The sequence below is a fragment of the Methylophilus sp. QUAN genome (assembly GCF_015354445.1).
Taxonomy (GTDB): Bacteria; Pseudomonadota; Gammaproteobacteria; order Burkholderiales; family Methylophilaceae; genus Methylophilus.
In genome coordinates this window covers 411,827-434,756 of the sequence record NZ_JADKYT010000003.1, presented here as the reverse complement: position 1 = coordinate 434,756, position 22,930 = coordinate 411,827, and the positions used below count along the sequence as shown (strand labels likewise).

Genomic DNA, 22,930 nt, shown 5'->3' with positions numbered 1-22,930 from the left:
CTTCTTATTGTTATTTTTTCACGTTGACCACTTCTACCTGCTCGCCGTGATGAATGATGATACGTGTCCGTTTTGCGGCAGTTTTGTGCGGTTTTACTGCGACGTCCACGGGTGCCGCGGTTATGCTGCTGACCGGCGTGTCGAGCGCGATGCCTGATGGCTGTGACACCTCGCCCAGGCGGACAAACTGATTGTTTGTTGCTGCAGCGTTTGCACCGGGCAGTGATTCGCCGCGCAGCGCTAAACGCAATATGCCGGTGCTATCTGCCAGCATCAGTTTTGAAGTGTCTTGTGCATGTACGGCCAGAATGGCAGAGCGGCTATCTCTTGCGCTCTTGCTATCCATCCGGCTATTACTAAGCCCCAGTTTGTTTGGTGTTTCTGGCGTGACGGTCTCTTGAGGGCTGGGTTCGGCTTCAGTGGTGAGGGTGCCGTAGGCCAGCACTTTCACATCAGTCAGTACCACCTGGCTTGAGCTTACTTGTCCGGTCTCCTGGTCTCTATGCAGGTAGAGCAAAACGTCCACATGATCGCCAGGCTTGATAAAACCGCCAACCCCGATGACTTCATTGACCTTAATCGCGACGGCACGCTCATCAGGGCCAAGCCCCTGGCCAAACACATTCTTGGCCGGAAAGTGCGTGGCCTTGAACGGAGCATCTTTCATGACCGCGCTGGTGGTCGCTTTGCCGATCAGGTGTTGTGGGTCGCTGAAGCTTTGTGTGTCATGCTGTGGCGTCGTGGCTACTTTGAGGTCGTCTGCGGTCAGCACGTGACCCGCCGCAATATCGTTTGTGGCCAGCACGTGGGTGTAGGAGGGCACAATCACGGTTAATGTATCCGCAGGTTTTTTGTTACTGATGCGATAACCAAGGTAGCCAGTGACGATGGCTGCGATCACCATCAGGGCCGCCAATATACGCAGGAATGTACTGTTCATGATGTCATCCTCCGTGTCTGTTTTTTTAAAGTTCTATCACTGCCGTGCCCGCCAGGTCGGTTGGCACTTTGGGAATCTGGCCGATGACGGGCAGGGTCAACATGGGAATCAAGGGGTCATTGGCATAACTGCTATATACGACGCGTACGGTGAGCTGATTGCCGTTCATGGATAATTGCACTTTGCTGTTAGCGGAGCCCAGCACTTTGTCTTTAGGCTTGGGAGGCAGCCAGTTGAGTGAATTACCCACTACACTTCTGACTTTTGGGTCGACGCCATTGCTGAGGTAAGCCGAGTTATTGGCATATGCCAGGCGATCCACCGCAATCGCGGCTCGTGCGCCTTCTTCCACCGCATGAATAAAAGCAGATTGCATCAGCATCACAATGGCGTAATTGACCATGGCGTAAAACAGCGCAAAGAAAATAAGAAACAGCATCACAAACTCAATTGCAACGGATCCTTTTTGGGCGCTTAGCGGTCGCCGGAAAATGTGATTGATTGGTTTTATGATCATTACACTATTCCTATGACACACAGTAATCCGGCACTTAAAGCCGCCCCAAAAGGAATCCACCGCTTGGGCGTTGTGTGATGTGAGCTGAATCGCATGAACAGCATATGTGCCAGTCCGAATACAGTTGCCAACATGGTTGCGATCACAAAGACGAGTAGCGTCATATGCCAGGCACCGAGTAAAGCAATCACTAGCAGGCATTTGACATCACCGGCACCCAGCAGGCGTGCTGCATAGGCTGGCAATGTGAGTAGCAGGCTGGCAACGACGCCAAGCGCCACTGACGGCCAGTCTGCACCAAGCATGGCTTGCCCGGTCAGTAGCAACCAGCCTATAGCGATCAAGCCCAGCCCAAACGCAAGTATGTTTGGGATACGCCTTGTATATAGATCCGCTAGGCCGATGCCCAGGCACCAGGCAATAATGAGTGTTTCAGCGATAGGCATAGGCTGCATTCAGTGTGCATTCGCCTGATGTTCGCGATGGTTATGGGGTGAGCGCTGTTGAAATTTGCGTAAAAATGTCGAAAATGAGGCCATTGATAGGTTTCACGAAAGTGACTAGTGCAATGGCTACCATGGCGGCAAGCAATGCATACTCAATCGCGCTGGCACCCTCTTCGTCGCGCAAGAATTTGGAAATAATTGCTTTAATCGTGTTTTGCATTTTGGTTCCCCGTGTATTTTGGGTGCTTGTGTTGACTGAATTGCCGACATAGCCCCAATTAATTTTACAAATGACAAAAATCAACTTCTAAAGAGCGACTGTAGTTGCTGAAACAGAGCGTGACCCTTAGCTACTTTACCCAAAAAAACATTTATGTAATTTTTATAGCAACTAATGTGCCCACTTTACAACTGGAATGCGCGTTATTTAAGTGAATTTTTTATAACTATATGATTTTTAGTTGTTTTTGTTGAAAACCGTCATTTTTTTATGGCTGGAAATGCAGGCATGTGATTTACAATTTTTGTTCAGGGATGACAAAATATGACAGGGATGTAAAATTTTTTGTAACCTTGGCGGGCATTTAAGCCGTTTCGTCGCCCTTTGGCGGGCTCAAAATTTGCCATTCAGCGCGATTGCGCCCATTTTCCTTGGCACGGTAAAGCGCTTTATCTGCCTCTTCTATAAACTGTTGTATGCCGTGTTCAGCCGTAGGGACGATGGTCGCAATCCCCATCGAGATGGTGACGATTTCATGTGGGGATTGTTCATGGCGGATACCGAGTTTTTGCACCGCCGTCAGCATACTCTCGCTGATATTGCGAGCTTCGTTCAATGGGGTGTGAAACAGGACGACGGCAAACTCCTCGCCACCATAACGGGTGACAGCATCCCCCGCCCTGCGTGCGCAGCTATCCAGCGCTGCCGCCACTTGCCTCAGGCATTCATCGCCTGCCTGGTGACCATAGCTGTCATTGAATTTTTTAAAAAAATCCACATCCACCATCATCAGTGATAGCGGTACTTTGGCACGCGAAGCCTGGGCCCAGGTGGTCGCCATGTTGGCATCAAAACTTCGACGGTTGCCAATGCCCGTCAGTCTATCCTCCCAGGAAGCCTGTTCCGATGAAATCTGCTTGAGCAATACATCAATCAGGATTTTGCGCACCTCGCTTGCTGATGCCCAGAGTGTCGCGCCAACAACGACCAGGATGACGAGCACCATATGTAAGGTTTCAAAATCAAGAAACGGTGTTGCCAGCAGCAGCGGCGCATATACGCCAATTGCGAAAGCAAAGAAAATGGGCAGGAACACGACCAGTCGCGGCAGTGCGACGATGACCGCAATGAGCATGATGATCAGGATGGCCGCTTTGCTAGAACGATCCAGTAGCGGCAGTGCGATAGAGAGGGCACCCCAGCCCAAGCCTGCCATGCCAGCCGCCATGACATGGCGGTTGATGCGCGCTAGCTCAATGCTGACGTTGGCTGAGATAAAGTCCAGCCGCCCCAGCCACCAGTGCCAGGCATGTGCAAGCAGCAGCCAGGCATACCACGCGCCTGCATATACCACGCCAATATCCCAGGCCAGCATGGCAGCGGCCACCAGGCCGCTAAACAATACAATCAGCTTGCCACTGTTTTTGCCGCGGTAAACATGACGCAGTTCTTCACAGGCAAGATCATGCGGATTGAACTCCAGAGCCTTGATGGCACTTTCTCTTGTTTTATTGACCAAGTTCTATCCTGTTCTAATGCGTTGATTATTTGAATGTGGCGAAGGTCAGGGGTAGACACTGCACACTCCGGATGCCAACGATTTATCGCACGACGGTGTGCTTATTATGCTGCATTTTGTAGGGCTGTGCCTGTCAGTGTGCAGCAAATTGTGTGATTAGTCCGGTCTAGCATCCATCGGGGCCGCCAGTGTGACAGTGCAGGTCTTGCCATCTAAGTGCTACCGGTCAGCCTGCCTGTGATGGCGGCTTTCATCAGCCGCCTGAACGAAGGACATTCTAGGTGTGATGGCGCCTTGCACACGGCGGCATGTTTCAGGCAGTTGCTCATGAGGGTGAGTCGTTTAATGGTCTCGTCAATATGCGCTGCTTTATCCAGGAGCTTATTGCGATCTACCAGAGGTTGTTCGTTGGCAGCAAACATGGCGCTGATTTCCTGTAAGGAGAAATCAGCACATTTGGCCAGGGATATCAGTGCCAATTGGTCGATGACATCTGCTGCAAAGTATCTTTGCAGTCCTTTTCTGCCCAGGGATTTGATTAAGCCTATCTCTTCGTAATATCTGAGCGTCGATGCTTTGATCCCAGTCTTTTTGACCACTTCAGAAATGTTCATAAATCGCTTGACCTCAAGTTAACTTGAACTTGTATAGTGATTTACACAATGTACATGCGTCAAGAAAAGGAGAGATAGAAATATGCAGATCATCATTGTATTGAATGGCGTTTTACTGGGGGTGGTGGCAACCGCGTTGTTTGATGGCTGGTTGTGGTTGCAGAAACAGCTGGGGGGCAGAGCACTCAATTTTGCCTATCTTGGCCGTTGGATCGGGCATTTCACACAGATGAAATTCGTGCATGCCAATATCGGGCAAGCCCCGGCATTGGCCAATGAATGGGGCATCGGGATGGTGGCGCATTATGCGATTGGCATATTGATCGCCGAGCTGTTACTGCTGGTGTATGGTGGTCAGTGGTTACGCGAGCCGGAGATTGGCGCTGCGCTGGTGGTGGGGGTGCTGACGGTGGTTTTTCCGCTGTTGATCATGCAGCCAGGCATGGGCGGCGGCCTGGCATTTCGCAATACGCCGCAGCCACTGATGAACTGCCTCAGAAGCCTGTTTAACCATGGCATGTTTGGCCTGTGCCTGTTTTTGGCCGCTGAGATGCTCAAATGAGTGCGTTAACTAACATGGAGGGAATGAATATGCGTTACAAACTACCACGTCAATATACGCCGGTTGTATTTGCTTTTTATATGTCGGCAGTCATGGCCTTATTGATGTGCATGGTGATTGTTGCCATCAATACGGGTGTCGATGGACATTACTTCATCAGGGTCATCCAAGCCTATGCGCTGGCGATGCCAACGGCATTTGTTTTTCTGCAATTGGTGAGACCGCTCGTTGTCAGGCTGGTGAGTGCAACGGTAGCAGGCTGATCATATAATATGGGCAGATGATATTCGGGAGTGGCCATGGGTAAGCAGTTTCAGGCATTAAGTACGGCACATATGCAGTTTATCGCCGAACAGAAAGTGTTTTTTGTCGGCACCGCCGTGGATCAGGGGCGAGTCAATATTTCACCTAAAGGCATGAACACCTTAAAAGTGGTTTCTCCCCAGCAGGTGATGTGGTTGAACGTGACGGGCAGCGGTAATGAGACAGCCGCCCATGTGCAACAGAATGCCAGGATGACGGTGATGTTTATGGCCTTATCAGGAGATCCCTTAATTCTGCGTTTATACGGCCAGGCCAACGTCATCCACAAGCATGACCCGGCGTGGCAGACATTGATTGGCCAGTTTGACCCTTTGCCCGGCGCGCGGCAGATATTTGAGTTGAATATTGAGCTGGTGCAAACCTCTTGTGGCATGTCTGTGCCCTACATGGATTATGTCGGGGAGCGGGAGCAGCTCAACCATTGGGCAGCGGCGAAAGGTGAGGCCGGGATTGAGGCCTACTGGCAGGCAAAAAATCACACCAGTATTGATGGGTTGCCTACCTACATCAACGGCAAAGAAGGCGATTGAGCCTTCTTAGTGTGCAACCGCTTTTGAAAACACATTCATGATAATCACCCCGGCCAGAATGAGCGCGATGCCAATCAGGGCCGGGGTATCCAGCGCCTGGCCAAAAAATATCCACCCGACCAGGGCTAATAGCACGATGCCCAGGCCGGCCCACACCGCGTAAGCAATGCCAATAGGGATGGCTTTTAATACCAGCGATAAAAAGTAGAACGACAAACCATAACCGACCACGACGATGACAGACGGGATTACTTTGGTAAACCCTGCGCTGGCTTTAAGTGAAGAGGTCGCAGTCACTTCACTGAGAATCGCCGCGAACAAAAACAACCAATATTTAAGCATCTACTGTTTTCCTCAATTATTTCTTTGGGGCTGCAGACTTCTTCCAGCCGCCGTTTTGTTTCCAGGCACCTGTTTTTTTCAAGGTAAAAGTACCGCAGGTAATCAGGTACAAAATCGCCGAAAAGATATTCAGGACAGGCACCATGCTCCTGAAAGCCAGGAAAAATGCCTTGCTCAAGGCGTGCCTTGGTGTATCAAACTCACAGCTCCTGAACTCAATTAAACCGCCTATCGCTGAGATAAACAGCGGTACTAGATAAAATGCAGACAGAACGTTGAAGTCCATGGTTTTCCTCGTGCAGATGTGGCTGTGTGACCTTTATTATAAAACGAGAGCGAGGATGACGGCATAGGCGCATCGCCTCCGAGGGGATGTTGTGTCCGATAATTCCTACAACAGATTCAGCGTGAGTGGGATAGGGCGTGACTGGGCGGTGCGGCATGATGGCACCTGTATTGATTTGACCAAAATCTAAAACCGGGAGGCTGCTCATGAAAAAATCCAATCCAGTGCCAAATGCATCAACATTGCAGGGTACATCAAGACAAGGTGCAACCAGCGCTATGTCTCTGATCGCGATCACGGCGGGCACAGTATCTGCTGCGCTGGTGATTATGTTTATCGGATTTTTTATGACAGTCGTTTCGATTGGATCCAGTGCACCAAGTGACATGCATGCCGCACATTTGACTGACTCCGTGGGGGCAAGCCAGGTACTGGTGGCCGATGCGTCGTTTGGCAAGGCCGCGCGTGCCGCTAAGCCAGCGCACAAAGCGGAAAAAGGGCACTTTATGGATGCTTTGCTGCGGGAAGATGCGCATAGCCCTTCTGCCGCGGCAGCCCAAGGATATGGTCAGCCTGCGGCAAAAGCGACGCGTATTTTTGCTAACCCGATGTCCATGCAGTTTGTCTCAGAGAAGTCTCGAGTAACCAGAATTTAACGGCCTGCTTCATGCAGGCTTGGATACATGAAGCCCGAAAGATATACAGTCAGTACAAATTCTTGAATCTTGGGCAGTTTTAGTGCATTGTTCGACATTGAGCGGAAGATTGGTATCAACACACCATATAACAGAATTTATGAGACATATGCTTCATCCTGGAAACACACATGCTAGCCGTGCCTCAGCGCCGTGGTTGGCGGGAGATGAAAAACGCTCCGTGAAGTCGCCAAGTTGCGAGCGCGGTTCGGTTGATATCGGCAAAGTCAATGTCATATTGATCGGTTTGATCGTGGTCATTCTATTTGGTTTGCTATCCAAGGAAGAAGGCAATACCGCCCTTTCCCGCCAGGAAATGCGCATGCAGACACAGATTGCGTCAGAGGCTGGCCCTGAGGTGAATGTGTCTGATGTGAAGGCTGAAGCGCCGGCCACTACCAGTGCAGTGCAAGATGAGGCAGCAGCGGCACCGGTGGCCCCTGCAAAATCTGCGTCCAAGCCGGGCAGCAAAAAATCTAGAAAAACTGATAGCAGTGAACTTGAACCGGCCCAGGCTCCAGTGGTAGAGATCCATGCCAGCCAGGCACTGCCGGTGGCCGAGCCTGTGCAGCAAAAAGAAACCTCCAGAAAAATGCTGGTTTTTAATATCTGGAGTGTGTCTGAGCTGCGATTAAGAAGTGCTTACACGAACGTGATGAACGATAGCTCTATCCCGGCTTCACAGTTGGAGGCCAGGAAAAAAGATTATTTGAATTTTGTGAATCACCGGGCCAAAAAGTGCGGCGAACTCGACAATAAATTTGCCGGTAATATCAACACCGTTGAACGGCTGACTTTTAGTAAAGGTGACGTCGATATTTTGGAGTGTCACGCCGCAGAAAATAATAGCGAGTTGGATAAATTGCACGCCTCTCGCGAGCAGAGTTTCTAACCGTTAGTCTGTGAGCTCTGTGAGGAGAAGACGCCAGCTTCAGGCGTCTTTTTTGTTTTATGGGTTATAAATCATCCAGGTCGGATGGCCGTGCCCGGTAATAGCCTTGCGAGTACTGGCAGCCCATTTCCTTCAGCATGTTCTCCTGTGCCAGTGTCTCAACGCCTTCGGCAATCAGTTTGATATTCAGCTGTTTACCCATGAAGATAATGGTTTTGCATAAAGCCTGGTCGTTCAGATTGGACGTAATCTGATTGATAAACGATTTATCAATTTTGACGTAGTCAATCTTGAATTTATTGAGGTAGGCCAACGAAGAATAGCCTGTGCCAAAGTCATCTATCGCCAGTTTGATGCCGTGTTCATGAATGCTGTTGAGCGTTTCAATCACATTGCCTGAAGGCTCTAACAGTAGCCCTTCGGTGATTTCAAAGCAAAAGTGGTCGCCAGATATACTGCGGGCAGCCAGATTGGAGATGAAATGGTGAATGGGGGCTGAATGCGAGAGTTGTAACGGTGAAATATTGATGCAGATTTCTACCTGGCCAAAGCGCTGGTTAATCTGCTCGAAGTCCCTGATGGTTTGCTGGAATACCCACTCGCCAAGTTCAATAATATAGCCGTTCTCTTCTGCGATGCTGATAAAAGCTTCTGGCGAGAGGGTGCCAAATTCAGGATGTTGCCAGCGTAATAATGCTTCAACTTTGTCGCAGCGTAAATCAGTTAAATTGAAAATGGGCTGATATTGCAGATGTAGCTGATTTTTTTGTACAGCATAGCGTAATTCATTGCTGAGGTGCGTTCTTCTGGTAAAGGCATCGTGCATGCCTTCGTTAAATAGAATGAATTTGTTCTTGCCCGTGCGCTTGGCCTGGTAAAGCGCCTGGTCGGCAAACATGATGAGCTCTTCCGCTTGCAGGCTGTTGTCGGGAAACAGCGACACACCAATGCTGATGGAAGCTACGAAAGATTTTTGCTGAATCGTAAATGGCGCTGCCATGACAGCAATCAGTTGATCGCAAAGCTGGCGCAGCTTCTCTTCACTGGCGTCCTGTTGAATCACAATTAAGAACTCATCTCCGCCAAACCTGGCAGTGAAGTTGGGTGGCAAGATGATAGACTGGATACGCGCAGCCACTTTAATCAGCACTTCATCGCCCACAGCATGACCTGCCGTATCATTAATTTCCTTGAAATTGTCCAGGTCAATAATCATCACACCCAGTGTGTTGGGGTGTCGCATGGCTGCCTGTAGTGCCTGGTCAAGCTCATCTTTGAGTTGAAACCGGTTCGGCAGCTTGGTCAGAAAGTCATGGTTAGCCTGGAACCAGATGGCATGTTGTGCCGCTACGGCTTGTTTTTTATTGGCCTGGTAGAGTTTAAATAACTGGATCAGTAACAGCACGGCAAAAAAAGACAGGGCTGACACCAGATATTTGGTCAGTGGATTTTCGGGTGATCTGCGCCACGCCTCCAGAATATCTGGCGGATTGGTGCCAATCTGCAGAGAGGCCTTATTCAAAATGCTGCGTAGCATGGGCTCAGTGTCACTGGCTGCCATAAATACTGTACTGGTGATCGCGGTGACACCACTTTTCCTGATGGCCTTTATTTTGTGGAAGTCCAGGTGGTAGTCAAGTACCAGCTCATTGCCGACGTAAGCATCTACCAGCCCGGCATCCAGGTATTCAAAGGCTTCATCTGCAATATCGACCAGTTTGATTTTGATGCCAGGCACCAGTTCGCTGAGCCTTTGAGATAAAGGCCCGTTTCTGAAAACGGCCACAGTTTTGTGGGTCAGCTGGTCCAGTTGAATCTCGCTCTGGTAAAGTTTGTTGTGGGACGCGACATAAATGGCGTTAGGCGTTTCCAGGTAAGGCGTGGCCAGTAGGCTGAAGCCCACGGGCATCTGCTTGCCGCGGATACCGGTCACGAGTGAAGCCTCGTTGCTGGTGATGTTGTCGTGGTAATCGACAATGGTGAATTTCAAACCGGTGAGCTGGCTAATTTTTTGCAGATATTGAATCGAAACGCCTTTATGTTTTTGATTCTCTAACTGAAACTCAATCGGCATCCAGCCATTTCTCACTGCAACGCGTATATTGCGATGCTGTTTTATCCAGTCGGTTTCCTGTGCTGAAAAATGTAGTCGTTGCAAATTGTCTGCGGCATACAGGCTACCAGGCAGAATTTCTTGCGCAGGCAGTGACAATGACAGGCATGTTGCCATAAGTAAAATGCATTGTTTGATCATGCTGAACATGGATGTGTTGCGGCATTCAGCCTCATCCATTCTCTCCCAGGATACATTCTTTTATACAAATTAAATTGTATGTGATAGTAAAGCATTGCATGGCGGAATGAGAGAACTCTTTGCGTGTCTGTTATATTTTTATGCTTGAGCCTGAGAGAATGCCGGCTGGATAGGGGATGGTCTTTTTTCTCCACCATTGCATGTTGCTAGCAAGGTTTTATTCCAAGCAACGCCCTGTATCGGACTATTCCTACAATAAATTCAGCCGTTGTGACATGTTATTAGGGATGGTTTGTCCGCATGATGGAGCCTCACGCATTTAATACCAATACGCTGATTGACAGTATCACTGGCAATCGTTTGCCTGAGGAGTACATGCTATGCTGAGAGCCCTGCTGCTGGTGATTTTGATTTTGGCTTTAATCGGTGCCTTGCCTACCTGGCCTTACAGTGCTGGTTGGGGTTATTACCCAAGTGGCGGCCTGAGCTTGATCATTCTGATATTGCTGATTCTTGCGCTCACGGGGCGGCTATAGTTCGTGCGCCTGAGGTGGTTTTACGGTGGTAAGTGTGCCCAATTCAATCTCTACATAAAGGAACTGATCATGATGATGGCTAAACGTTTTTTAAGTATTTTTTTAGCAGCTTCGCTCTTATTTACTGGGTCTATGCAAGCTGTACAGGCAGCCATGATTGGCACTGATCAAGTCGCTGAATCGACGATATCGGCCAAAGGCGCGCAAGACCGAGCCAAAATCGTAGAGATACTTTCACGCGATGAGGTGCAGTCTGAGTTGGTGAAGCGTGGTATTGATCCTGCAGAAGCCAAATCACGCGTGGCGGCATTGACCGATGACGAAGCGAATAACCTCGCCTCTCAACTGGATAAAGCACCTGCTGGCGGCGGCATTATTGGTGCGATTGTGCTCGTATTCTTTGTATTGTTGCTGACTGATATTTTAGGCTTCACAAAAATCTTCCCATTCACACGTTCAGTGCGTTAAGACCGTACCTCTGGATATGTCTATGAGTGCCATCAAAGCCAGTTTGCGCCACCTAAGCCTGCTGGCTTTTTTGTGCCTGTTAAGCGCATGTGCGGCGACAGGGGTGCGTGAAGCCACGCACAATACCCAGTTGCCACGCCATGCCGAACTGACGGACACGCCTTTTTTCCCGCAGGCACAATACCAGTGTGGCCCGGCCGCGCTGGCAACGGCATTGGGGGCGGCCAATATTCAAGTGACCCCAGCGCAACTGACCCCTGAGGTATATGTACCCAGCCGTCAGGGCAGCCTGCAGATTGAAATGCTGGCTGCTGCCAGACGGCACGGCGCAGTGGCGGTAAAAATCCCGCCGCAACTGGATGCTGTGATGCAGGAGGTGGCTGCGGGCAATGTGGTGGTAGTCATGCAGAACCTTGGTTTTTCGTGGGTCCCCTCATGGCATTATGCCGTCGTCGTTGGTTATGATCTGGATAAAGAGTTGTTGTGGTTGCGCTCAGGTACTTATGAGCGTTTTGAAATGTCGCTCAGTGCATTTCAGCGCACATGGGCACGGAGTGAGCATTGGGCATTTGTGGCATTAGCCCCAGGCAGGTTGCCCGTCAGTGTAGGCGCAGACGATGTCGCCAAGGCTTTGGTGGCTTATGAGAAGAACACCTCAGTAACTGCGCGAAAAACAGCGTATCAGGCCGCCGTCAATCAGTGGCCCGATCACCCGGTGCTATTGATGGGCTTGGGTAATGCGGCCTATGCCGACAATGATTTGCCGTTGGCTGCGGCCACTTTCCAGCATATGACCGACGTACATCCTGCTTCAGCCGCCGCTTATAATAATTTAGCCAATGTGCTGCTTGCACAAAAGCACATCACTCAGGCAGAAACGGTTGCCGAGAAAGGGCTCGCCTTGGCCGGGGACAATCAACAGTTAAAATCTCAACTTGCACAGACGCTGGCTGAAATCCGTCAGTCTCAAAAATAATCACGTATGGTGTGAGCGCTTGCTTACGTTTTAAAATAGATTTTTTATATCTTAAGTGGCCTGTGTGATCGGTGGGTGTTTGTCCAGGTAAGCGTAAAAATCTTTTCGTTTGAGTGATTTTGAGAATAACCAGCCCTGTACATATTTGACACCACGTGCTTGCAGGATTTCTGCTTGCGCTGCCGTTTCCACGCCTTCAGCCACCATATCCAGCTGTAACGTTTTCGCCATTTCAATAATATGAAAAGCGACGTGGCTGGTGACCGCGTCGGTGCCCACGGAGTCGACAAAAGTCTTATCGATCTTAAGGTAATCCAGCTGGAACTTGGTCAGGTAAGACAGGCTGGAGTAACCTGTCCCGAAGTCATCAATCGCTACACGTACACCGCAATCGCGAATATCCTTGATGGTCGTGAGCGCATCGTCATCATCGAGAAAACCACGTTCGGTGACTTCAATCAGGAGTTGCCCGCCTGATGCTCCGCTGGATTTGGTCAGGTTTTTAATCAGTGATAATAAGTGGCCTGAGCGAATGTCGTGCGAGGAAATATTGATGCCGACATGAAAATCCTGATGGGTATTAAATGCATTGCGCATGTCTTTCGCCACGAGTTCAAACACGCGTTGCGTGATTTGGCAAATGACGCCTGCCGCTTCGGCGGCGGGGATAAACGTGTCCGGACTGATGAAGGTATTATCCGGCGTTCGCCATCGAATCAATGCTTCGGCGCCGACACAAGTATTGTGATGCAAATGCATGATGGGCTGATATTCCAGGTAAAACTCATCATTTGCTAACGCGCGCAAAATGGCCGATTTAGTCGAGTACCTGGTGCGCTGCATATAGACAAATAGCCCGCCCAATAACAGGCCGACAATGATGGCCAGCGGGATCAGGATTTGAATAAAAGTCACGATATCATCATTGATATCCTTAAGTGGGATGGCGGCCACCACTGCGGTGACATTCAGCTGGTTGGGTGCAATATACACCAGCATCTGGCGCTCTTTATCAATAAAAGTAAGTGCTTGCTTACCTTGGTATCTTTGTAGCCAGGCTGTTGCAATCTCTCCCTTGCTGGTATATAGCCGGTGCGACTGAATGCTGAACACGCCGATGGCAACCTCGGAGTTATCCAGGGCTTCTATGGCGTGGCTGGGTACAAACATGATGGCCCAGCCGGATTTTTCGAAAATCACCAGATGCCGGTCTTGCCAGTCTGCAATCTTGATGTTGGACCATACCTTGGTGCCATCGGGCTCAGTCCGGTAGGGCTGACCGAGTTCCATCCCATCCAGCAATTCGGAAATAGATGAGCAGAGGATTTTGTTGTCACGGATATGTGCCACGCCCTGCAAGAAGAATCCTGACACATTGAATTCCTGCATCTTTTGTACCTGTTGTGGCAGGCAAGCGTCCTGTTCGGCGATAGAAGAAAAGTAATTCACCACATTGGCAAACTGTTGCCGTGTAGTGCTCATGCGCATTAATACGCCGGAAGTGATTTCCCGCAGGTGTTTGGTTTCTTTTGAAACCGCCTGGTTATGGGCAATGATTAAAGATAGAAAGATGGAAATGGAGGCGGTGATGGCAATCAGTAGAACGGTAATGCCAGTGACAATTTTTTTGTTACGCCAGCTTTTCTTTAATAGGTGATCCATGTGATGCCTCCTTCCAACAGTCAGTTTCATCGCTATCCTTACAGATTGGCCAGCGTGTAGTGGCTGGCCGATGGGTCATGGGATAGGTGTATGCAACCTGAAGGTCATGGAACGGGCGCGGAGTGCAAGAATGATAAGCATAGTTCTTTTCGTTAGTGTTATTTGAATATCGATCTTGAGGCGGTGAGAGGCACATGAAGCTGCGTCACTTTTACAGCGTGAGAATAAACGTTAATTTGAAGAAAGTCATTGTTACTTATCGTCGTGAATAATACTGAGCTGACCATCTGACTCTAATTGCATTTGTTTTACTGCGGATAAATGCTCAATCCCTTCTTCTCGCAGCTTGGCCAGAATATCGTCTTTGCTAATGAATTCGCGTCGCATGGCACGGGTTTGCAGTACGCCGTGGCGGACCAGTACCAGCGGCGGCGCTTCCATCACGCGTCTGACCCATTCGTTTTTATAGCTCAGCCAGTCTATCAACAGATTCCAGAAAACCAATACGCTGATCAATGCCAGGCCGTCCAGGATCGATTTGGCATCCCCGCTCATAGCGTTTTGGGAGGCATCGGCCACAATGACCACAAACAAAAAATCCCCGACGCCGACACTGCCCATATCCCGGCGCAAGATGGATCTGAAAATAAAAAACAGGAACCAATAGACGATAGATCCTCGAATCACGATTTCCCACAGGGGAACGCTTAAGCTGAACGCCGCTGTATCCATCTCATTCGCCACATTTAATGATGTGCAGAGAGTGTACAAAAATAAGGCGAGGGTATTTATCAGCGCCAGATGCACTTGTTGTAGGAAAAACCAGCTATGCCGACGATGAAAAAAAAGTGCCTTATTCATTCCTACAGCAAATTCAGCCACAGTGTCATGGTCAGCATCAGGTGATGACGGCATGATGAAGCCTTACTCACTTTGGTATTCAGGCTTGCTTTTGTGGCCGGTTTGAATCGATGACTGGAGCGCATGATGTTCAGCACTGTCCTCATTATTATTCTCGTTATCGCACTGATTGGTGCTTTGCCCGCCTGGCCCCATAGTGCAAACTGGGGTTATTTCCCAAGTGGTGGCTTTGGTTTGTTGCTGTTGGCATTGTTGCTGCTGACATTTTCTGGAGGATAAGAGATGCATGGCGAGATGCAAATGAATCAATATACAAATCAGGGTAGGCAAAAAGGCATGCAGCCTGCTGAGGGGAGTGCACGCTTATTGCTGGATATTTTTGTACATCATTTTCAGCGGTTGGCAGGAGAAGCCTTGAACGTTAAGCAATTAAGCGGGGTATGGTATGCACAACAGAAAAGCCAGCAGGACTTGTTACAAGGCACTGCCTATGCCAAAACACAACAATGGGTCGATCCGCTACATGAAGCATTCCGGTTGACCAAAGCCGGCTATTTTGCAGCCAGTGTTAAACATCATCGATGATGTCGGGTTGCACGTCTGGCTCTGCAGGTTCTATTGGTTCGTAAGGTGTGTCAGGGTCCGGTTTGATCGGTTTATGTGTCTCTTCTGGAAATGCAGGGTGCGGGTTGATCTGTTGCTGAGCCTGGTCATGCTGATGCAGGATATGAATCGTAGACATATCAAACTCCATAAGGATATTGAGAGGACACTTCACATTACTGAGCCGCAGGCGATTTTTTTATCCGTATGTGCCTGATACGCCTGTCAGAATTTCATGCACAGCATCAGTAAATGGCTGTTTATTTCACTTTTTAAAGCGTCCCTGGAACGCTGATAGCCTGTTAAGTATGTGGGCACTTACGTCTCACATCTTTGTCCGATCATTCCTACAATGGATTCAGTATAAGTCACCTCGTTTTTCGCCAGGCGATGCGCCATAATGAAGCCTGTAATAGATGTAACTATTCCTTGCTTCAACCATTAGATGCCTCTCGCTGACCGTGCTGTCGTGGAGGCTTGATTGCAGGAGGGCGATATGCTGGGGACGCTGCTGATAGTGATTTTCACGCTTGCTTTAATCCATGCTTTTCGTACCGGTCTTTACCGCGTGAGTTGGGGTATGGATCCAGGACGTGCGTTGACCCTGTTGATCGCCGTCTTGATTATGATGGCGTTTGCCATTGGTTTCGTTGATTTTTAACGCACAATGATCTTCGTGATAACACTTCTTGAAGAGATAGTGATCGCGTGAATCATTTTCAATGATTAAAGAGTAAACCTATTGCTCTTTCTCAAAAGGAGTCGGATGAGCTTAGCGTAGAATGCAAAATGGAACCTTTTTGTGAAGTGAGCCAGTGCGTCCGAAACTTAGCCAAACATTTAAAAGCCAACTGATTGCTACATTTGCGGCAATGTTGGCTTTTTTGTTTTGGCATTTCCTGCTGGATTACCAGCGCCAGAAAGCTGAGGGCGAAGCTTATCTTGAAGCCGCGTCTTATGGCAGTCTGCTGCGTGCTGAGCTGGATCGTGAATTAAATTCCCTGCTATTTATTTCTAATGGCTTGTCCAGTTTTATCAAGGTCTACCGGAACGAATTAGAGCAGGAGAAGATGCAGGCGATACTCGCTGATCTCTGGTCCAATGCGCATCATGTCAGAAACCTGGCCGTGGCTGTGAATTACAAGCTCACCTATGTTTATCCTGAAAAGGGCAATGAGCAGATTATCGGCATCGATTATCGTGAGGTTGCCTCGCAGTGGCCTAAAGTGAAACTGGCGATTGACTCTCGTCAAGGCGTGCTGGATGGCCCGTTGGATTTGATACAGGGCGGTAACGGCATGATTTACCGCTTCCCGATTTTTGTCGATGGTCACTACTGGGGCATTATGTCGACGGTGATTGATACCCATAGTTTTTTGCAAGCCGCTTTTCAGAATGTGCAAAATCCCCAATTCTCATTTGCGATCAGGACTGCGGATCAGAAGCGCGTGTTTCATGGCGATGCGGCGTTGTTTAGTCAGAAAAACATCTTCATTCAGCAAAGCGAAGTGCCCAATGGCAAATGGGAATGGGCCATTGAGAATAAAAGAAGCCATGACCTGCCCGGGCGCAGCCTCGGTATCGTCTTGAGTGTATTGTTAAGCCTGCTGGTAGGCGGCATCGCCTACTTCTTTGCCCAGGAGCGTTATTATTTGTCCGAGGGTGCATTAATGGACAGCCTGACCGGCTTGCCCAATCGTCGTCTGCTCGAAAGCCGCCTGAACTATGCACACTCAGAAGCCAAACGCGATCACAAAAGATTCGGCCTCATGGCGCTGGATGTAGACCATTTCAAAGCTATTAACGACCAGTATGGTCATGATGTGGGCGATGAAGTCATTAAAGCGGTCGCTGTCAGGTTGAAATCCAATATCCGTGACATGGATACAGTCAGCCGTCTCGGAGGGGACGAGTTTGTGATTGTGGTCAAAGATCAATTGTCCGAGCAAGGCCTGATCAAAGTCGCAACCAAGTTGCTGGATATTTTCAATGTGCCGATGCTGATTAATGATCATGAAATCGCCGTGCACCTGAGTGTTGGACTCACCTTGTATGATCCTTTATCGGATGTCACCTTAAAGCAACTGCTTAAACAAGCGGACATGGCGCTTTACCAGGCCAAGCATACCGGCAGGAATACTTACAGCCTCTGGAAATAAACCAACGTTTATTGCACGCGCTCAGCGTGTTAGTATGGCATTTTTATTGATGTAAATGTATTGATGAAGTGCACTGATGTTCTGTTGGTTGCCAGCCTGGTGGCCTGTTCGCCGCTTTACGCCTCCGATATCAATCTTGAACCACGCTTTGCCGAGCCTGATGCTGCGCATAGTACGCGGCTGTCTCGCATTCCGGAGCCCATGGTCTACGACCTGGTGCGTCCTTTGGGCGTCAGGCAGGGCGAAATGGAAATCAATGCGCTGGGTGACTATAACCCCTATACCGGCGATATTAATTGGGCGCCAGAGTTAGAGTACGGCCTGGCAGATGACCTGGCGATTGAGATCGAGCTGCCGTTTGAGAATGCCAGCCATGAACGTTATAAAGTGGCGATTCAGCAAACATTGAACATTGATGAAGCGCAAGGCATGGCCAACGGTTGGCAGGCATTTGTCGACGTCAATAAGCATACTAAAGCCGTGTCTGCTGATGCGACGTATATTCATGCCTTGAAATGGGAGGGCCAATGGTCGTCGTTGAGTATGCTGGGTCTGCGTGTGCACGACATCAACCGCAGTGCCCAAGTGGATTATTTGTTGAATAACACCGTTTTCTATGACGTCTCGCCGCGTCTGACCTTGGGCCTGGAACTGAACCAGGAAGTGAGTAGTGGCGGCACCTGGCGCTACCGGCTGACGCCGCAGCTGCATTATGATGCCAGCCAGTCTTACACGGTGCAGTTGGGCACCGCCTGGTCTACGCTGGATCATCCGGATAAAACGCAACGTTTGTGGAGTTTCCGGTTAATCCGGGTGTTTTAATGACAGTCCTGCCTGAAGCTCCTACAATAGTCCCGTCTGAGGTGAGTTTGAACTCAGCGTCCAGTACATTGGCAAGAACTGGCAACGCACATTATTCATGATTCTGGAGAGGGTAATATGAGTCGTTTGTTTGGAGAAACGCATCGCAAGGTGCAGGATGAGCAAGGCACCAGGAAGCTGGCTGACCGCATTGAAGAAATCGCCTGCAAGACGGAGATTGATGACGATGCCAAAGGATTTATAGAGTCGCTGGATATGTTTTTCCTGTCTACGGTGGATCATAACGGACGGCCAACCGTCTCATATAAAGGTGGCTTTACTGGTTTTGTGCGCGTGATTGATGACAAAACACTGATTTTTCCGATATACAACGGTAATGGTATGCAGCTTTCGGTTGGCAATATGGTCGAGAATGCAGATATTGGCATGTTGTTTATGTCTTTTGAGCGCCCGCACCGCATACGCTTGCAAGGAGTGAGCCAGGTATCCACAGACCCTGTGCTGCTGGCTTTGTACCAGGAAGCTGAATTTGTGGTCAAAGTGACGTTGTCCGAGCTGTGGCAGAACTGCCCGCGCTATATTCACCGCTATACACGAGACAGTGCTTCACGCTATGTGCCCAGTGCCCAATGTAAAACGCCTTTGGCTGAGTGGAAGCGGTTGGAGTTTGTGCAGGATGTGATTTCTGAAGAGGATGCCCAAAAGGCCCAGGCGGCTGGTTTTATCCAGGTAGAAGACTGGATCGCAAAAATCAAAGCCGGCGCACCAGATGTGTAGCATCCGCTGCAACTGCTCTTAACACCGTTTCAGCAAGGCGTTCAGGATTTTCCTGGCGCCTTTTTTGATTGGAGTTCGCGTTCATCTGTGCCCGTTTAACGTACTGTAAAAGACAATTGTCGTAAATGTTTGTATTATTCTGTCGATAATACTCATAACCGTCTTTTTGACCAATTGCAGGGTGTACACCTCATTACCCATGAATAACTTTGCAGCCAGGCCTGCACGGCGCCGTGTCTATCGCGTTCTGTCTTGGTTTTGCCGCTTGCTCTGCTGCGTCCTGCTGGGCGTAGGCATCGTCGCGTCTACGGTATGGGCAGAAGACAATGCCATCACCGTGATCAGTGACGATAATTATCCGCCCTATTTATTCAAGGATGCCAATGGCAATACGGTGGGCATCGTGGTTGATTACTGGAAGCTGTGGGAGCAACGGACCGGCGTCAAGGTGACGCTGCTCTCGACCGCCTGGGAGCAGGCGCAGCAGCAATTGTTAAGCGGTCATGCCGATGTGATTGAAATGATCTTCCGCAACCCGGAGCGAGAGCAGACTTATACGTTTACCCCTGCTTATGCCACCGTTCCGGTTGGGATCTATGTGCATGAGAGCCTGAGTGGATTGGTGGCGCCAGGCGGGCTGAGCGGATTCACCGTCGGGGTGCAAAAAGGCGATGGATGCATCTTCAGGCTCAAAGACGCTGGTGTGAAGTCGTTCCGACTGTATAACAATTATGAAGAGATTATTCAGGCGACCTTAAACGGCCAGGTCAAAATCGTCTGCATGGACGATTATCCTGCCAGTTACTATTTGTACCGCATGGATGCTGATAGCCAGATTCTGCGTGCATTTACGCTGTATCAGGGAAAATTTCATCGCGCAGTGAAAAAGGGCAATACCCAAATGCTGAACCTGATTGCGCGTGGTGCAGATGCAATCAGCCCGGCAGACATGGCTGCACTGGAAGCTAAATGGAAAGGCAGCCCTTTGCAGCGCGGCGAGACTTCCAGGCAGGTAAAGATTGTGCTGGTGCTGATTGTCGTTGTGGCGTTGACGCTCGTTTTGCTGATTGTCATGCTGCGGGTAGCTGTCAAAAGAAAAACGGCTGAAATACAAAATAAGCGTGAAGAGTTAGAGCTTGAGCGTTTGCGCCTCACCGATATTATTGATGCGACCCGGGCCGGGACTTGGGAATGGAATGTGGAGACTGGCCAGTTTCAGTTTAACCGGCGCTGGGCAGAGATCCTCGGATATAGCCTCGAGGAGTTGATTCCGCATAATCTCGAAACAGCAAAGCGCCTGACGCACCCTGATGACTGGCAAACATCGATGACGCTAGTCGCACGCCATTTGCAGGGAGAAATCGAGTTTTATGAGTGCGATATCCGCATGCGGCATAAAGCGGGGCATTGGGTGTGGATTGTCGATCGTGGCCGTTTGATTTCACGCACGCCGGCAGGTGAGCCTGCGATGATGCGCGGGACGCATATTGATATCACGGATAAAAAACAGGCCGAAGCGGCCATTTGGCGTCAGGCCAATTACGATAGCCTGACCGAATTGCCTAACCGGCACTATTTTCATCAGCAAATAAAAGAGGCATTGGCAGAAGCCACTGCCACGCAGCAGCGTTTAACCTTGCTGTTGCTCGATCTTGACCGCTTCAAGGAAGTTAATGACAGCTTGGGTCACCGACGCGGAGATGAGTTGCTGGCAGAGGTCGGGCAACGTATCCGCCAGTGCGTGCTCGCAGCGGCGACGGTGGCCAGGCTGGGGGGCGACGAGTTTGCCATTATTGTGCCGGAAGGCCTGCATGCCGACCTGCATGCCTTGTGTAGCCAACTGATGCAGGATATTTCCAAGGCCTATATTTTAGGTGGCGAACGCGTGTTTGTGACAGTCAGTATCGGCATCAGCCAATATCCTGATGATGCTGTACACGCTGAAGAAATGATTCAGCATGCCGATCAGGCCATGTACGATGCCAAAAGCCGCGGCCGTAATAGTGTGCGTTTCTTCTCATTGGCCATCAGGGATGCGTTGTCACAACGCGTCAACCTTGCGCGTGATTTGCGCACTGCGCTGGAAAATAATGAGTTGCGTGACTACTACCAGCCTATCGTCAGTTTGCATGATGGCAAGATTATCAAGGCCGAAGCCCTGATGCGCTGGCAGCATCCAGAGCGCGGCCTGATTAGCCCTGCTTTGTTTATCCCGGTGGCAGAAGAGACCGGTGACATTATTGCCATGGGCGACTGGATTTTCCATCAGGCCGCGCAGCGCGCCATACAATGGCAGCCATTGATGGGCGATGACTTTGCCATCAGTGTCAATAAATCGCCGGTGCAGTTTGTTGAGCAATTCAATTTGCAGAATGACTGGGTACACGCTTTGCGTGCCATGGGCGTAGAGGGTAAGCGTATCGTGGTGGAAATCACCGAAGGCTTGCTGCTTAATCCGGATCCAGTGGTCGAAGAGCGTTTGCTGCAATTTAGGGACATGGGCATCCAGGTCGCGATTGATGATTTCGGTACTGGCTACTCTTCGCTTTCCTATCTCAGCAAGTTTGATATTGACTATCTCAAGATTGACCAGTCATTCACCCGAAACCTTAACGAAGGTAATGAAAGCTACGTGCTTTGCGAAGCGATTATTGTGATGGCGCATAAATTGGGCTTGAAAGTCATTGCCGAAGGTGTAGAGACTGCGCTACAGCGTGACTTGCTGATGGATATTCATTGCGACTATGCACAAGGTTTCTTCTATTCACCGCCAGTGCCAGCGGATGCTTTTGAGCAAATGCTGGTGCAGCAGTCTCGCGAAGCGGCCATTGCCAGGTAGTTAACTGCCTGTGTAGAAACGGATTTACCCGAATGGGCTATCTGAGGCCAGAAGTAAAAGTGTTATAAGTCACTTAAACGATCATAAAACATTATTTATGATGACGATTATTTGGCTATTAAAGGGTGATGTATGAATTGGATGTTCAAAAGCGCGGTTATTGCCACACTTGCAATGCAAAGCATGGCAGCCTCGGCCGATGTGCTGGATTTTGGCGTAGCTGGCCAGTTTAATGTGTTTGTATTTGAAGATTTTACTAGCAGAGCGAGCGATGTAGAGGGCGCCGTCGCTGTTGGCGGCAGTTTTGATGTTGCCAATTACTCTGTGAATGAGCTCAATAAAGCGGTGGCTGGCAATGCGCTGGTGGTCGCAAATGACCTGACCTTTAAAAATGGTAGCGTGAAGAACGGTAATATTGATGTCGGCGGGACGCGTAGCACTGCAAATTTTGGTTTCAGCGGCAGTTATACTGACAGCGACCCAATCAATTTTGCCAATGAGCGTACTTATTTGCAAAATCTGTCTACCAGTCTCAATGCCCTGACGAATACGGGGACTGCGACTTACAACTACGGTGGTTTGCAACTGACCGCCAGCAACAACACGGATGCACAGATTTTTGACATTGATGGCAGTTTTTTCAGCGCTGCAAACAATACAACATTCAGTGGCTTTGCTAACGGCCAGACCATTATCTTGAATATTTCAGGCTTTGGCTTGACCTTTAATGGCGGCACCGGCACCGACTTTAGCAAGTATGGTTTTAATGTGGTATATAACTTTTATCAAGCCACGGCATTGAGTACTGGCTCTGGTGCGACAGGGACTATACTGGCGCCGCTGGCAGAGATTACGGGTAATAATGGCGCAATTAACGGCAATGTGATTGCCAAGACTTGGAATAGCAATACCCAGGTCAATGTGACCGGTATGTTCAAACCCACAGAAATCACCGGCCTGGTGGTAACCCCAGTGCCTGAACCAGAAACTTATGGCATGTTGCTGGCTGGTTTGGCGTTTGTTGGTCTGTTGGCACGCAGACGTCAGTCTCTCGTCTGATAGGCGCCCGGCAACAAAAAAGACTCA

Annotated in this window: 28 protein-coding genes; 16 read left to right on the top strand and 12 right to left on the bottom strand. The window is 49.6% G+C overall.

Annotation, left to right across the window (positions count from 1 at the left end; all coding sequences use genetic code 11):
- Nucleotides 1-10: 10 nt before the first annotated feature.
- From cpaB to INP79_RS14485, 6 genes are all read right to left on the bottom strand, one after another.
- A complete protein-coding gene (gene cpaB / locus INP79_RS14510; protein WP_194754921.1) occupies nt 11-940 on the bottom strand; it encodes a Flp pilus assembly protein CpaB in 930 nt (309 codons plus the stop codon).
- 25 nt (nt 941-965) lie between these two features.
- The gene (locus tag INP79_RS14505; protein WP_228520058.1) at nt 966-1,457 is read right to left on the bottom strand and encodes a TadE/TadG family type IV pilus assembly protein; all 492 of its coding nucleotides are present in this window, start codon (nt 1,455-1,457) and stop codon (nt 966-968) included.
- A complete protein-coding gene (locus INP79_RS14500; RefSeq protein WP_194754920.1) occupies nt 1,457-1,912 on the bottom strand; it encodes a prepilin peptidase in 456 nt (151 codons plus the stop codon). The genes INP79_RS14505 and INP79_RS14500 overlap by 1 nt, the downstream gene beginning before the upstream one ends.
- Before the next feature lie 31 nt (nt 1,913-1,943).
- Entirely contained in the window at nt 1,944-2,123 is a 180-nt protein-coding gene (locus INP79_RS14495) for a Flp family type IVb pilin (protein WP_194754919.1), read from the bottom strand.
- Between the two features lie 364 nt (nt 2,124-2,487).
- Nucleotides 2,488-3,642, bottom strand: coding sequence for a diguanylate cyclase (locus tag INP79_RS14490; protein ID WP_194754918.1), 1,155 nt, complete (start codon nt 3,640-3,642; stop codon nt 2,488-2,490).
- A gap of 212 nt (nt 3,643-3,854) precedes the next feature.
- Nucleotides 3,855-4,256, bottom strand: coding sequence for a helix-turn-helix domain-containing protein (locus tag INP79_RS14485; protein ID WP_194754917.1), 402 nt, complete (start codon nt 4,254-4,256; stop codon nt 3,855-3,857).
- 82 nt (nt 4,257-4,338) lie between these two features.
- On the opposite strand from INP79_RS14485, the gene INP79_RS14480 reads away from it, so the two are divergent.
- Genes INP79_RS14480 through INP79_RS14470 form a run of 3 tightly spaced genes read left to right on the top strand, consistent with a single transcriptional unit; the run spans nt 4,339 to nt 5,672 of the window.
- Nucleotides 4,339-4,818 carry a DUF2938 family protein gene (locus INP79_RS14480; protein WP_194754916.1) on the top strand — a complete coding sequence of 160 codons (480 nt, stop codon included), beginning with the start codon at nt 4,339-4,341 and terminating at the stop codon, nt 4,816-4,818.
- Between the two features lie 29 nt (nt 4,819-4,847).
- A complete protein-coding gene (locus INP79_RS14475) occupies nt 4,848-5,081 on the top strand; it encodes a DUF2798 domain-containing protein (RefSeq protein WP_370583283.1) in 234 nt (77 codons plus the stop codon).
- Nucleotides 5,082-5,117: 36 nt separating this feature from the next.
- Nucleotides 5,118-5,672: a pyridoxamine 5'-phosphate oxidase family protein gene (locus INP79_RS14470; RefSeq protein ID WP_194754915.1), complete on the top strand. Its 555-nt coding sequence runs from the start codon at nt 5,118-5,120 to the stop codon at nt 5,670-5,672.
- A gap of 6 nt (nt 5,673-5,678) precedes the next feature.
- Here the strand turns inward: INP79_RS14470 and INP79_RS14465 are convergent, their stop codons facing one another.
- Together INP79_RS14465 and INP79_RS14460 are read right to left on the bottom strand one after the other, a co-directional pair.
- Complete coding sequence (locus tag INP79_RS14465) at nt 5,679-6,014, bottom strand: multidrug efflux SMR transporter (RefSeq protein ID WP_194754914.1); 336 nt, start codon at nt 6,012-6,014, stop codon at nt 5,679-5,681.
- A 16-nt stretch (nt 6,015-6,030) separates the two neighbouring features.
- Nucleotides 6,031-6,300 (bottom strand): hypothetical protein, encoded by a 270-nt coding sequence (locus tag INP79_RS14460; protein ID WP_194754913.1) that lies wholly within the window; start codon nt 6,298-6,300, stop codon nt 6,031-6,033.
- Between the two features lie 206 nt (nt 6,301-6,506).
- On the opposite strand from INP79_RS14460, the gene INP79_RS14455 reads away from it, so the two are divergent.
- Both INP79_RS14455 and INP79_RS14450 read left to right on the top strand, forming a co-directional pair.
- Complete coding sequence (locus INP79_RS14455; RefSeq protein ID WP_194754912.1) at nt 6,507-6,956, top strand: hypothetical protein; 450 nt, start codon at nt 6,507-6,509, stop codon at nt 6,954-6,956.
- A gap of 139 nt (nt 6,957-7,095) precedes the next feature.
- Nucleotides 7,096-7,887, top strand: coding sequence for a hypothetical protein (locus INP79_RS14450; protein WP_228520056.1), 792 nt, complete (start codon nt 7,096-7,098; stop codon nt 7,885-7,887).
- A 64-nt stretch (nt 7,888-7,951) separates the two neighbouring features.
- On the opposite strand, the gene INP79_RS14445 is transcribed toward INP79_RS14450, so the two are convergent.
- Nucleotides 7,952-10,117 carry an EAL domain-containing protein gene (locus INP79_RS14445; RefSeq protein ID WP_228520054.1) on the bottom strand — a complete coding sequence of 722 codons (2,166 nt, stop codon included), beginning with the start codon at nt 10,115-10,117 and terminating at the stop codon, nt 7,952-7,954.
- Between the two features lie 404 nt (nt 10,118-10,521).
- On the opposite strand from INP79_RS14445, the gene INP79_RS14440 reads away from it, so the two are divergent.
- The 3 genes from INP79_RS14440 (at nt 10,522) to INP79_RS14430 (ending at nt 12,121) form a co-directional block, all read left to right on the top strand.
- Nucleotides 10,522-10,677: a DUF3309 family protein gene (locus tag INP79_RS14440; protein ID WP_194754911.1), complete on the top strand. Its 156-nt coding sequence runs from the start codon at nt 10,522-10,524 to the stop codon at nt 10,675-10,677.
- A gap of 69 nt (nt 10,678-10,746) precedes the next feature.
- The gene (locus tag INP79_RS14435; protein ID WP_194754910.1) at nt 10,747-11,145 is read left to right on the top strand and encodes a PA2779 family protein; all 399 of its coding nucleotides are present in this window, start codon (nt 10,747-10,749) and stop codon (nt 11,143-11,145) included.
- Between the two features lie 22 nt (nt 11,146-11,167).
- The gene (locus INP79_RS14430) at nt 11,168-12,121 is read left to right on the top strand and encodes a PA2778 family cysteine peptidase (RefSeq protein WP_228520052.1); all 954 of its coding nucleotides are present in this window, start codon (nt 11,168-11,170) and stop codon (nt 12,119-12,121) included.
- A gap of 51 nt (nt 12,122-12,172) precedes the next feature.
- On the opposite strand, the gene INP79_RS14425 is transcribed toward INP79_RS14430, so the two are convergent.
- Together INP79_RS14425 and INP79_RS15670 are read right to left on the bottom strand one after the other, a co-directional pair.
- A complete protein-coding gene (locus INP79_RS14425; RefSeq protein ID WP_194754908.1) occupies nt 12,173-13,783 on the bottom strand; it encodes an EAL domain-containing protein in 1,611 nt (536 codons plus the stop codon).
- 252 nt (nt 13,784-14,035) lie between these two features.
- Nucleotides 14,036-14,665, bottom strand: coding sequence for a DUF421 domain-containing protein (locus tag INP79_RS15670; protein ID WP_370583282.1), 630 nt, complete (start codon nt 14,663-14,665; stop codon nt 14,036-14,038).
- A gap of 102 nt (nt 14,666-14,767) precedes the next feature.
- Here INP79_RS15670 and INP79_RS14415 point away from each other — a divergent pair, with 102 nt between their 5' ends.
- Entirely contained in the window at nt 14,768-14,923 is a 156-nt protein-coding gene (locus INP79_RS14415; RefSeq protein WP_370583281.1) for a DUF3309 domain-containing protein, read from the top strand.
- 21 nt (nt 14,924-14,944) lie between these two features.
- Entirely contained in the window at nt 14,945-15,229 is a 285-nt protein-coding gene (locus INP79_RS14410) for a hypothetical protein (RefSeq protein WP_194754907.1), read from the top strand.
- Here INP79_RS14410 and INP79_RS14405 read toward each other — a convergent pair.
- Nucleotides 15,213-15,386, bottom strand: coding sequence for a hypothetical protein (locus INP79_RS14405; RefSeq protein WP_194754906.1), 174 nt, complete (start codon nt 15,384-15,386; stop codon nt 15,213-15,215). The genes INP79_RS14410 and INP79_RS14405 overlap by 17 nt on opposite strands.
- 357 nt (nt 15,387-15,743) lie before the next feature.
- Here INP79_RS14405 and INP79_RS14400 point away from each other — a divergent pair, with 357 nt between their 5' ends.
- The 6 genes from INP79_RS14400 to INP79_RS14375 all read left to right on the top strand — a co-directional run bounded on the left by INP79_RS14400 (nt 15,744) and on the right by INP79_RS14375 (nt 22,903).
- Nucleotides 15,744-15,908 carry a DUF3309 family protein gene (locus tag INP79_RS14400; protein WP_194754905.1) on the top strand — a complete coding sequence of 55 codons (165 nt, stop codon included), beginning with the start codon at nt 15,744-15,746 and terminating at the stop codon, nt 15,906-15,908.
- A 211-nt stretch (nt 15,909-16,119) separates the two neighbouring features.
- Entirely contained in the window at nt 16,120-17,406 is a 1,287-nt protein-coding gene (locus INP79_RS14395; protein WP_228520050.1) for a diguanylate cyclase domain-containing protein, read from the top strand.
- A 63-nt stretch (nt 17,407-17,469) separates the two neighbouring features.
- Nucleotides 17,470-18,228 (top strand): hypothetical protein, encoded by a 759-nt coding sequence (locus INP79_RS14390; RefSeq protein WP_228520048.1) that lies wholly within the window; start codon nt 17,470-17,472, stop codon nt 18,226-18,228.
- A gap of 117 nt (nt 18,229-18,345) precedes the next feature.
- Nucleotides 18,346-19,005, top strand: coding sequence for a pyridoxamine 5'-phosphate oxidase family protein (locus tag INP79_RS14385; protein ID WP_194754903.1), 660 nt, complete (start codon nt 18,346-18,348; stop codon nt 19,003-19,005).
- Between the two features lie 199 nt (nt 19,006-19,204).
- Nucleotides 19,205-21,844 carry an EAL domain-containing protein gene (locus tag INP79_RS14380; protein ID WP_194754902.1) on the top strand — a complete coding sequence of 880 codons (2,640 nt, stop codon included), beginning with the start codon at nt 19,205-19,207 and terminating at the stop codon, nt 21,842-21,844.
- A 132-nt stretch (nt 21,845-21,976) separates the two neighbouring features.
- A complete protein-coding gene (locus INP79_RS14375) occupies nt 21,977-22,903 on the top strand; it encodes a choice-of-anchor A family protein (RefSeq protein WP_228520046.1) in 927 nt (308 codons plus the stop codon).
- Nucleotides 22,904-22,930: the final 27 nt, after the last annotated feature.

Excerpts from the sequence above, each read along its gene's own strand:
- INP79_RS14500 (WP_194754920.1), bottom strand. The coding sequence starts at position 1,912 with ATGCAGCCTATGCCTATCGCTGAAACACTCATTATTGCCTGGTGCCTG.
- INP79_RS14505 (WP_228520058.1), bottom strand. The coding sequence starts at position 1,457 with ATGATCATAAAACCAATCAATCACATTTTCCGGCGACCGCTAAGCGCC.
- cpaB (WP_194754921.1), bottom strand. The coding sequence starts at position 940 with ATGAACAGTACATTCCTGCGTATATTGGCGGCCCTGATGGTGATCGCA.
- INP79_RS14405 (WP_194754906.1), bottom strand. The coding sequence starts at position 15,386 with ATGTCTACGATTCATATCCTGCATCAGCATGACCAGGCTCAGCAACAG.
- INP79_RS14465 (WP_194754914.1), bottom strand. The coding sequence starts at position 6,014 with ATGCTTAAATATTGGTTGTTTTTGTTCGCGGCGATTCTCAGTGAAGTG.
- INP79_RS14480 (WP_194754916.1), top strand. The coding sequence starts at position 4,339 with ATGCAGATCATCATTGTATTGAATGGCGTTTTACTGGGGGTGGTGGCA.
- INP79_RS14485 (WP_194754917.1), bottom strand. The coding sequence starts at position 4,256 with ATGAACATTTCTGAAGTGGTCAAAAAGACTGGGATCAAAGCATCGACG.
- INP79_RS14455 (WP_194754912.1), top strand. The coding sequence starts at position 6,507 with ATGAAAAAATCCAATCCAGTGCCAAATGCATCAACATTGCAGGGTACA.
- INP79_RS14445 (WP_228520054.1), bottom strand. The coding sequence starts at position 10,117 with ATGGCAACATGCCTGTCATTGTCACTGCCTGCGCAAGAAATTCTGCCT.
- INP79_RS14395 (WP_228520050.1), top strand. The coding sequence starts at position 16,120 with ATGTTGGCTTTTTTGTTTTGGCATTTCCTGCTGGATTACCAGCGCCAG.
- INP79_RS14410 (WP_194754907.1), top strand. The coding sequence starts at position 14,945 with ATGAATCAATATACAAATCAGGGTAGGCAAAAAGGCATGCAGCCTGCT.
- INP79_RS14385 (WP_194754903.1), top strand. The coding sequence starts at position 18,346 with ATGAGTCGTTTGTTTGGAGAAACGCATCGCAAGGTGCAGGATGAGCAA.
- INP79_RS14450 (WP_228520056.1), top strand. The coding sequence starts at position 7,096 with ATGAGACATATGCTTCATCCTGGAAACACACATGCTAGCCGTGCCTCA.
- INP79_RS14435 (WP_194754910.1), top strand. The coding sequence starts at position 10,747 with ATGATGATGGCTAAACGTTTTTTAAGTATTTTTTTAGCAGCTTCGCTC.
- INP79_RS14475 (WP_370583283.1), top strand. The coding sequence starts at position 4,848 with ATGCGTTACAAACTACCACGTCAATATACGCCGGTTGTATTTGCTTTT.
- INP79_RS14380 (WP_194754902.1), top strand. The coding sequence starts at position 19,205 with ATGAATAACTTTGCAGCCAGGCCTGCACGGCGCCGTGTCTATCGCGTT.
- INP79_RS14400 (WP_194754905.1), top strand. The coding sequence starts at position 15,744 with ATGCTGGGGACGCTGCTGATAGTGATTTTCACGCTTGCTTTAATCCAT.
- INP79_RS14415 (WP_370583281.1), top strand. The coding sequence starts at position 14,768 with ATGATGTTCAGCACTGTCCTCATTATTATTCTCGTTATCGCACTGATT.
- INP79_RS14430 (WP_228520052.1), top strand. The coding sequence starts at position 11,168 with ATGAGTGCCATCAAAGCCAGTTTGCGCCACCTAAGCCTGCTGGCTTTT.
- INP79_RS14375 (WP_228520046.1), top strand. The coding sequence starts at position 21,977 with ATGAATTGGATGTTCAAAAGCGCGGTTATTGCCACACTTGCAATGCAA.
- INP79_RS14495 (WP_194754919.1), bottom strand. The coding sequence starts at position 2,123 with ATGCAAAACACGATTAAAGCAATTATTTCCAAATTCTTGCGCGACGAA.
- INP79_RS14470 (WP_194754915.1), top strand. The coding sequence starts at position 5,118 with ATGGGTAAGCAGTTTCAGGCATTAAGTACGGCACATATGCAGTTTATC.
- INP79_RS14425 (WP_194754908.1), bottom strand. The coding sequence starts at position 13,783 with ATGGATCACCTATTAAAGAAAAGCTGGCGTAACAAAAAAATTGTCACT.
- INP79_RS14440 (WP_194754911.1), top strand. The coding sequence starts at position 10,522 with ATGCTGAGAGCCCTGCTGCTGGTGATTTTGATTTTGGCTTTAATCGGT.
- INP79_RS14460 (WP_194754913.1), bottom strand. The coding sequence starts at position 6,300 with ATGGACTTCAACGTTCTGTCTGCATTTTATCTAGTACCGCTGTTTATC.
- INP79_RS14390 (WP_228520048.1), top strand. The coding sequence starts at position 17,470 with ATGAAGTGCACTGATGTTCTGTTGGTTGCCAGCCTGGTGGCCTGTTCG.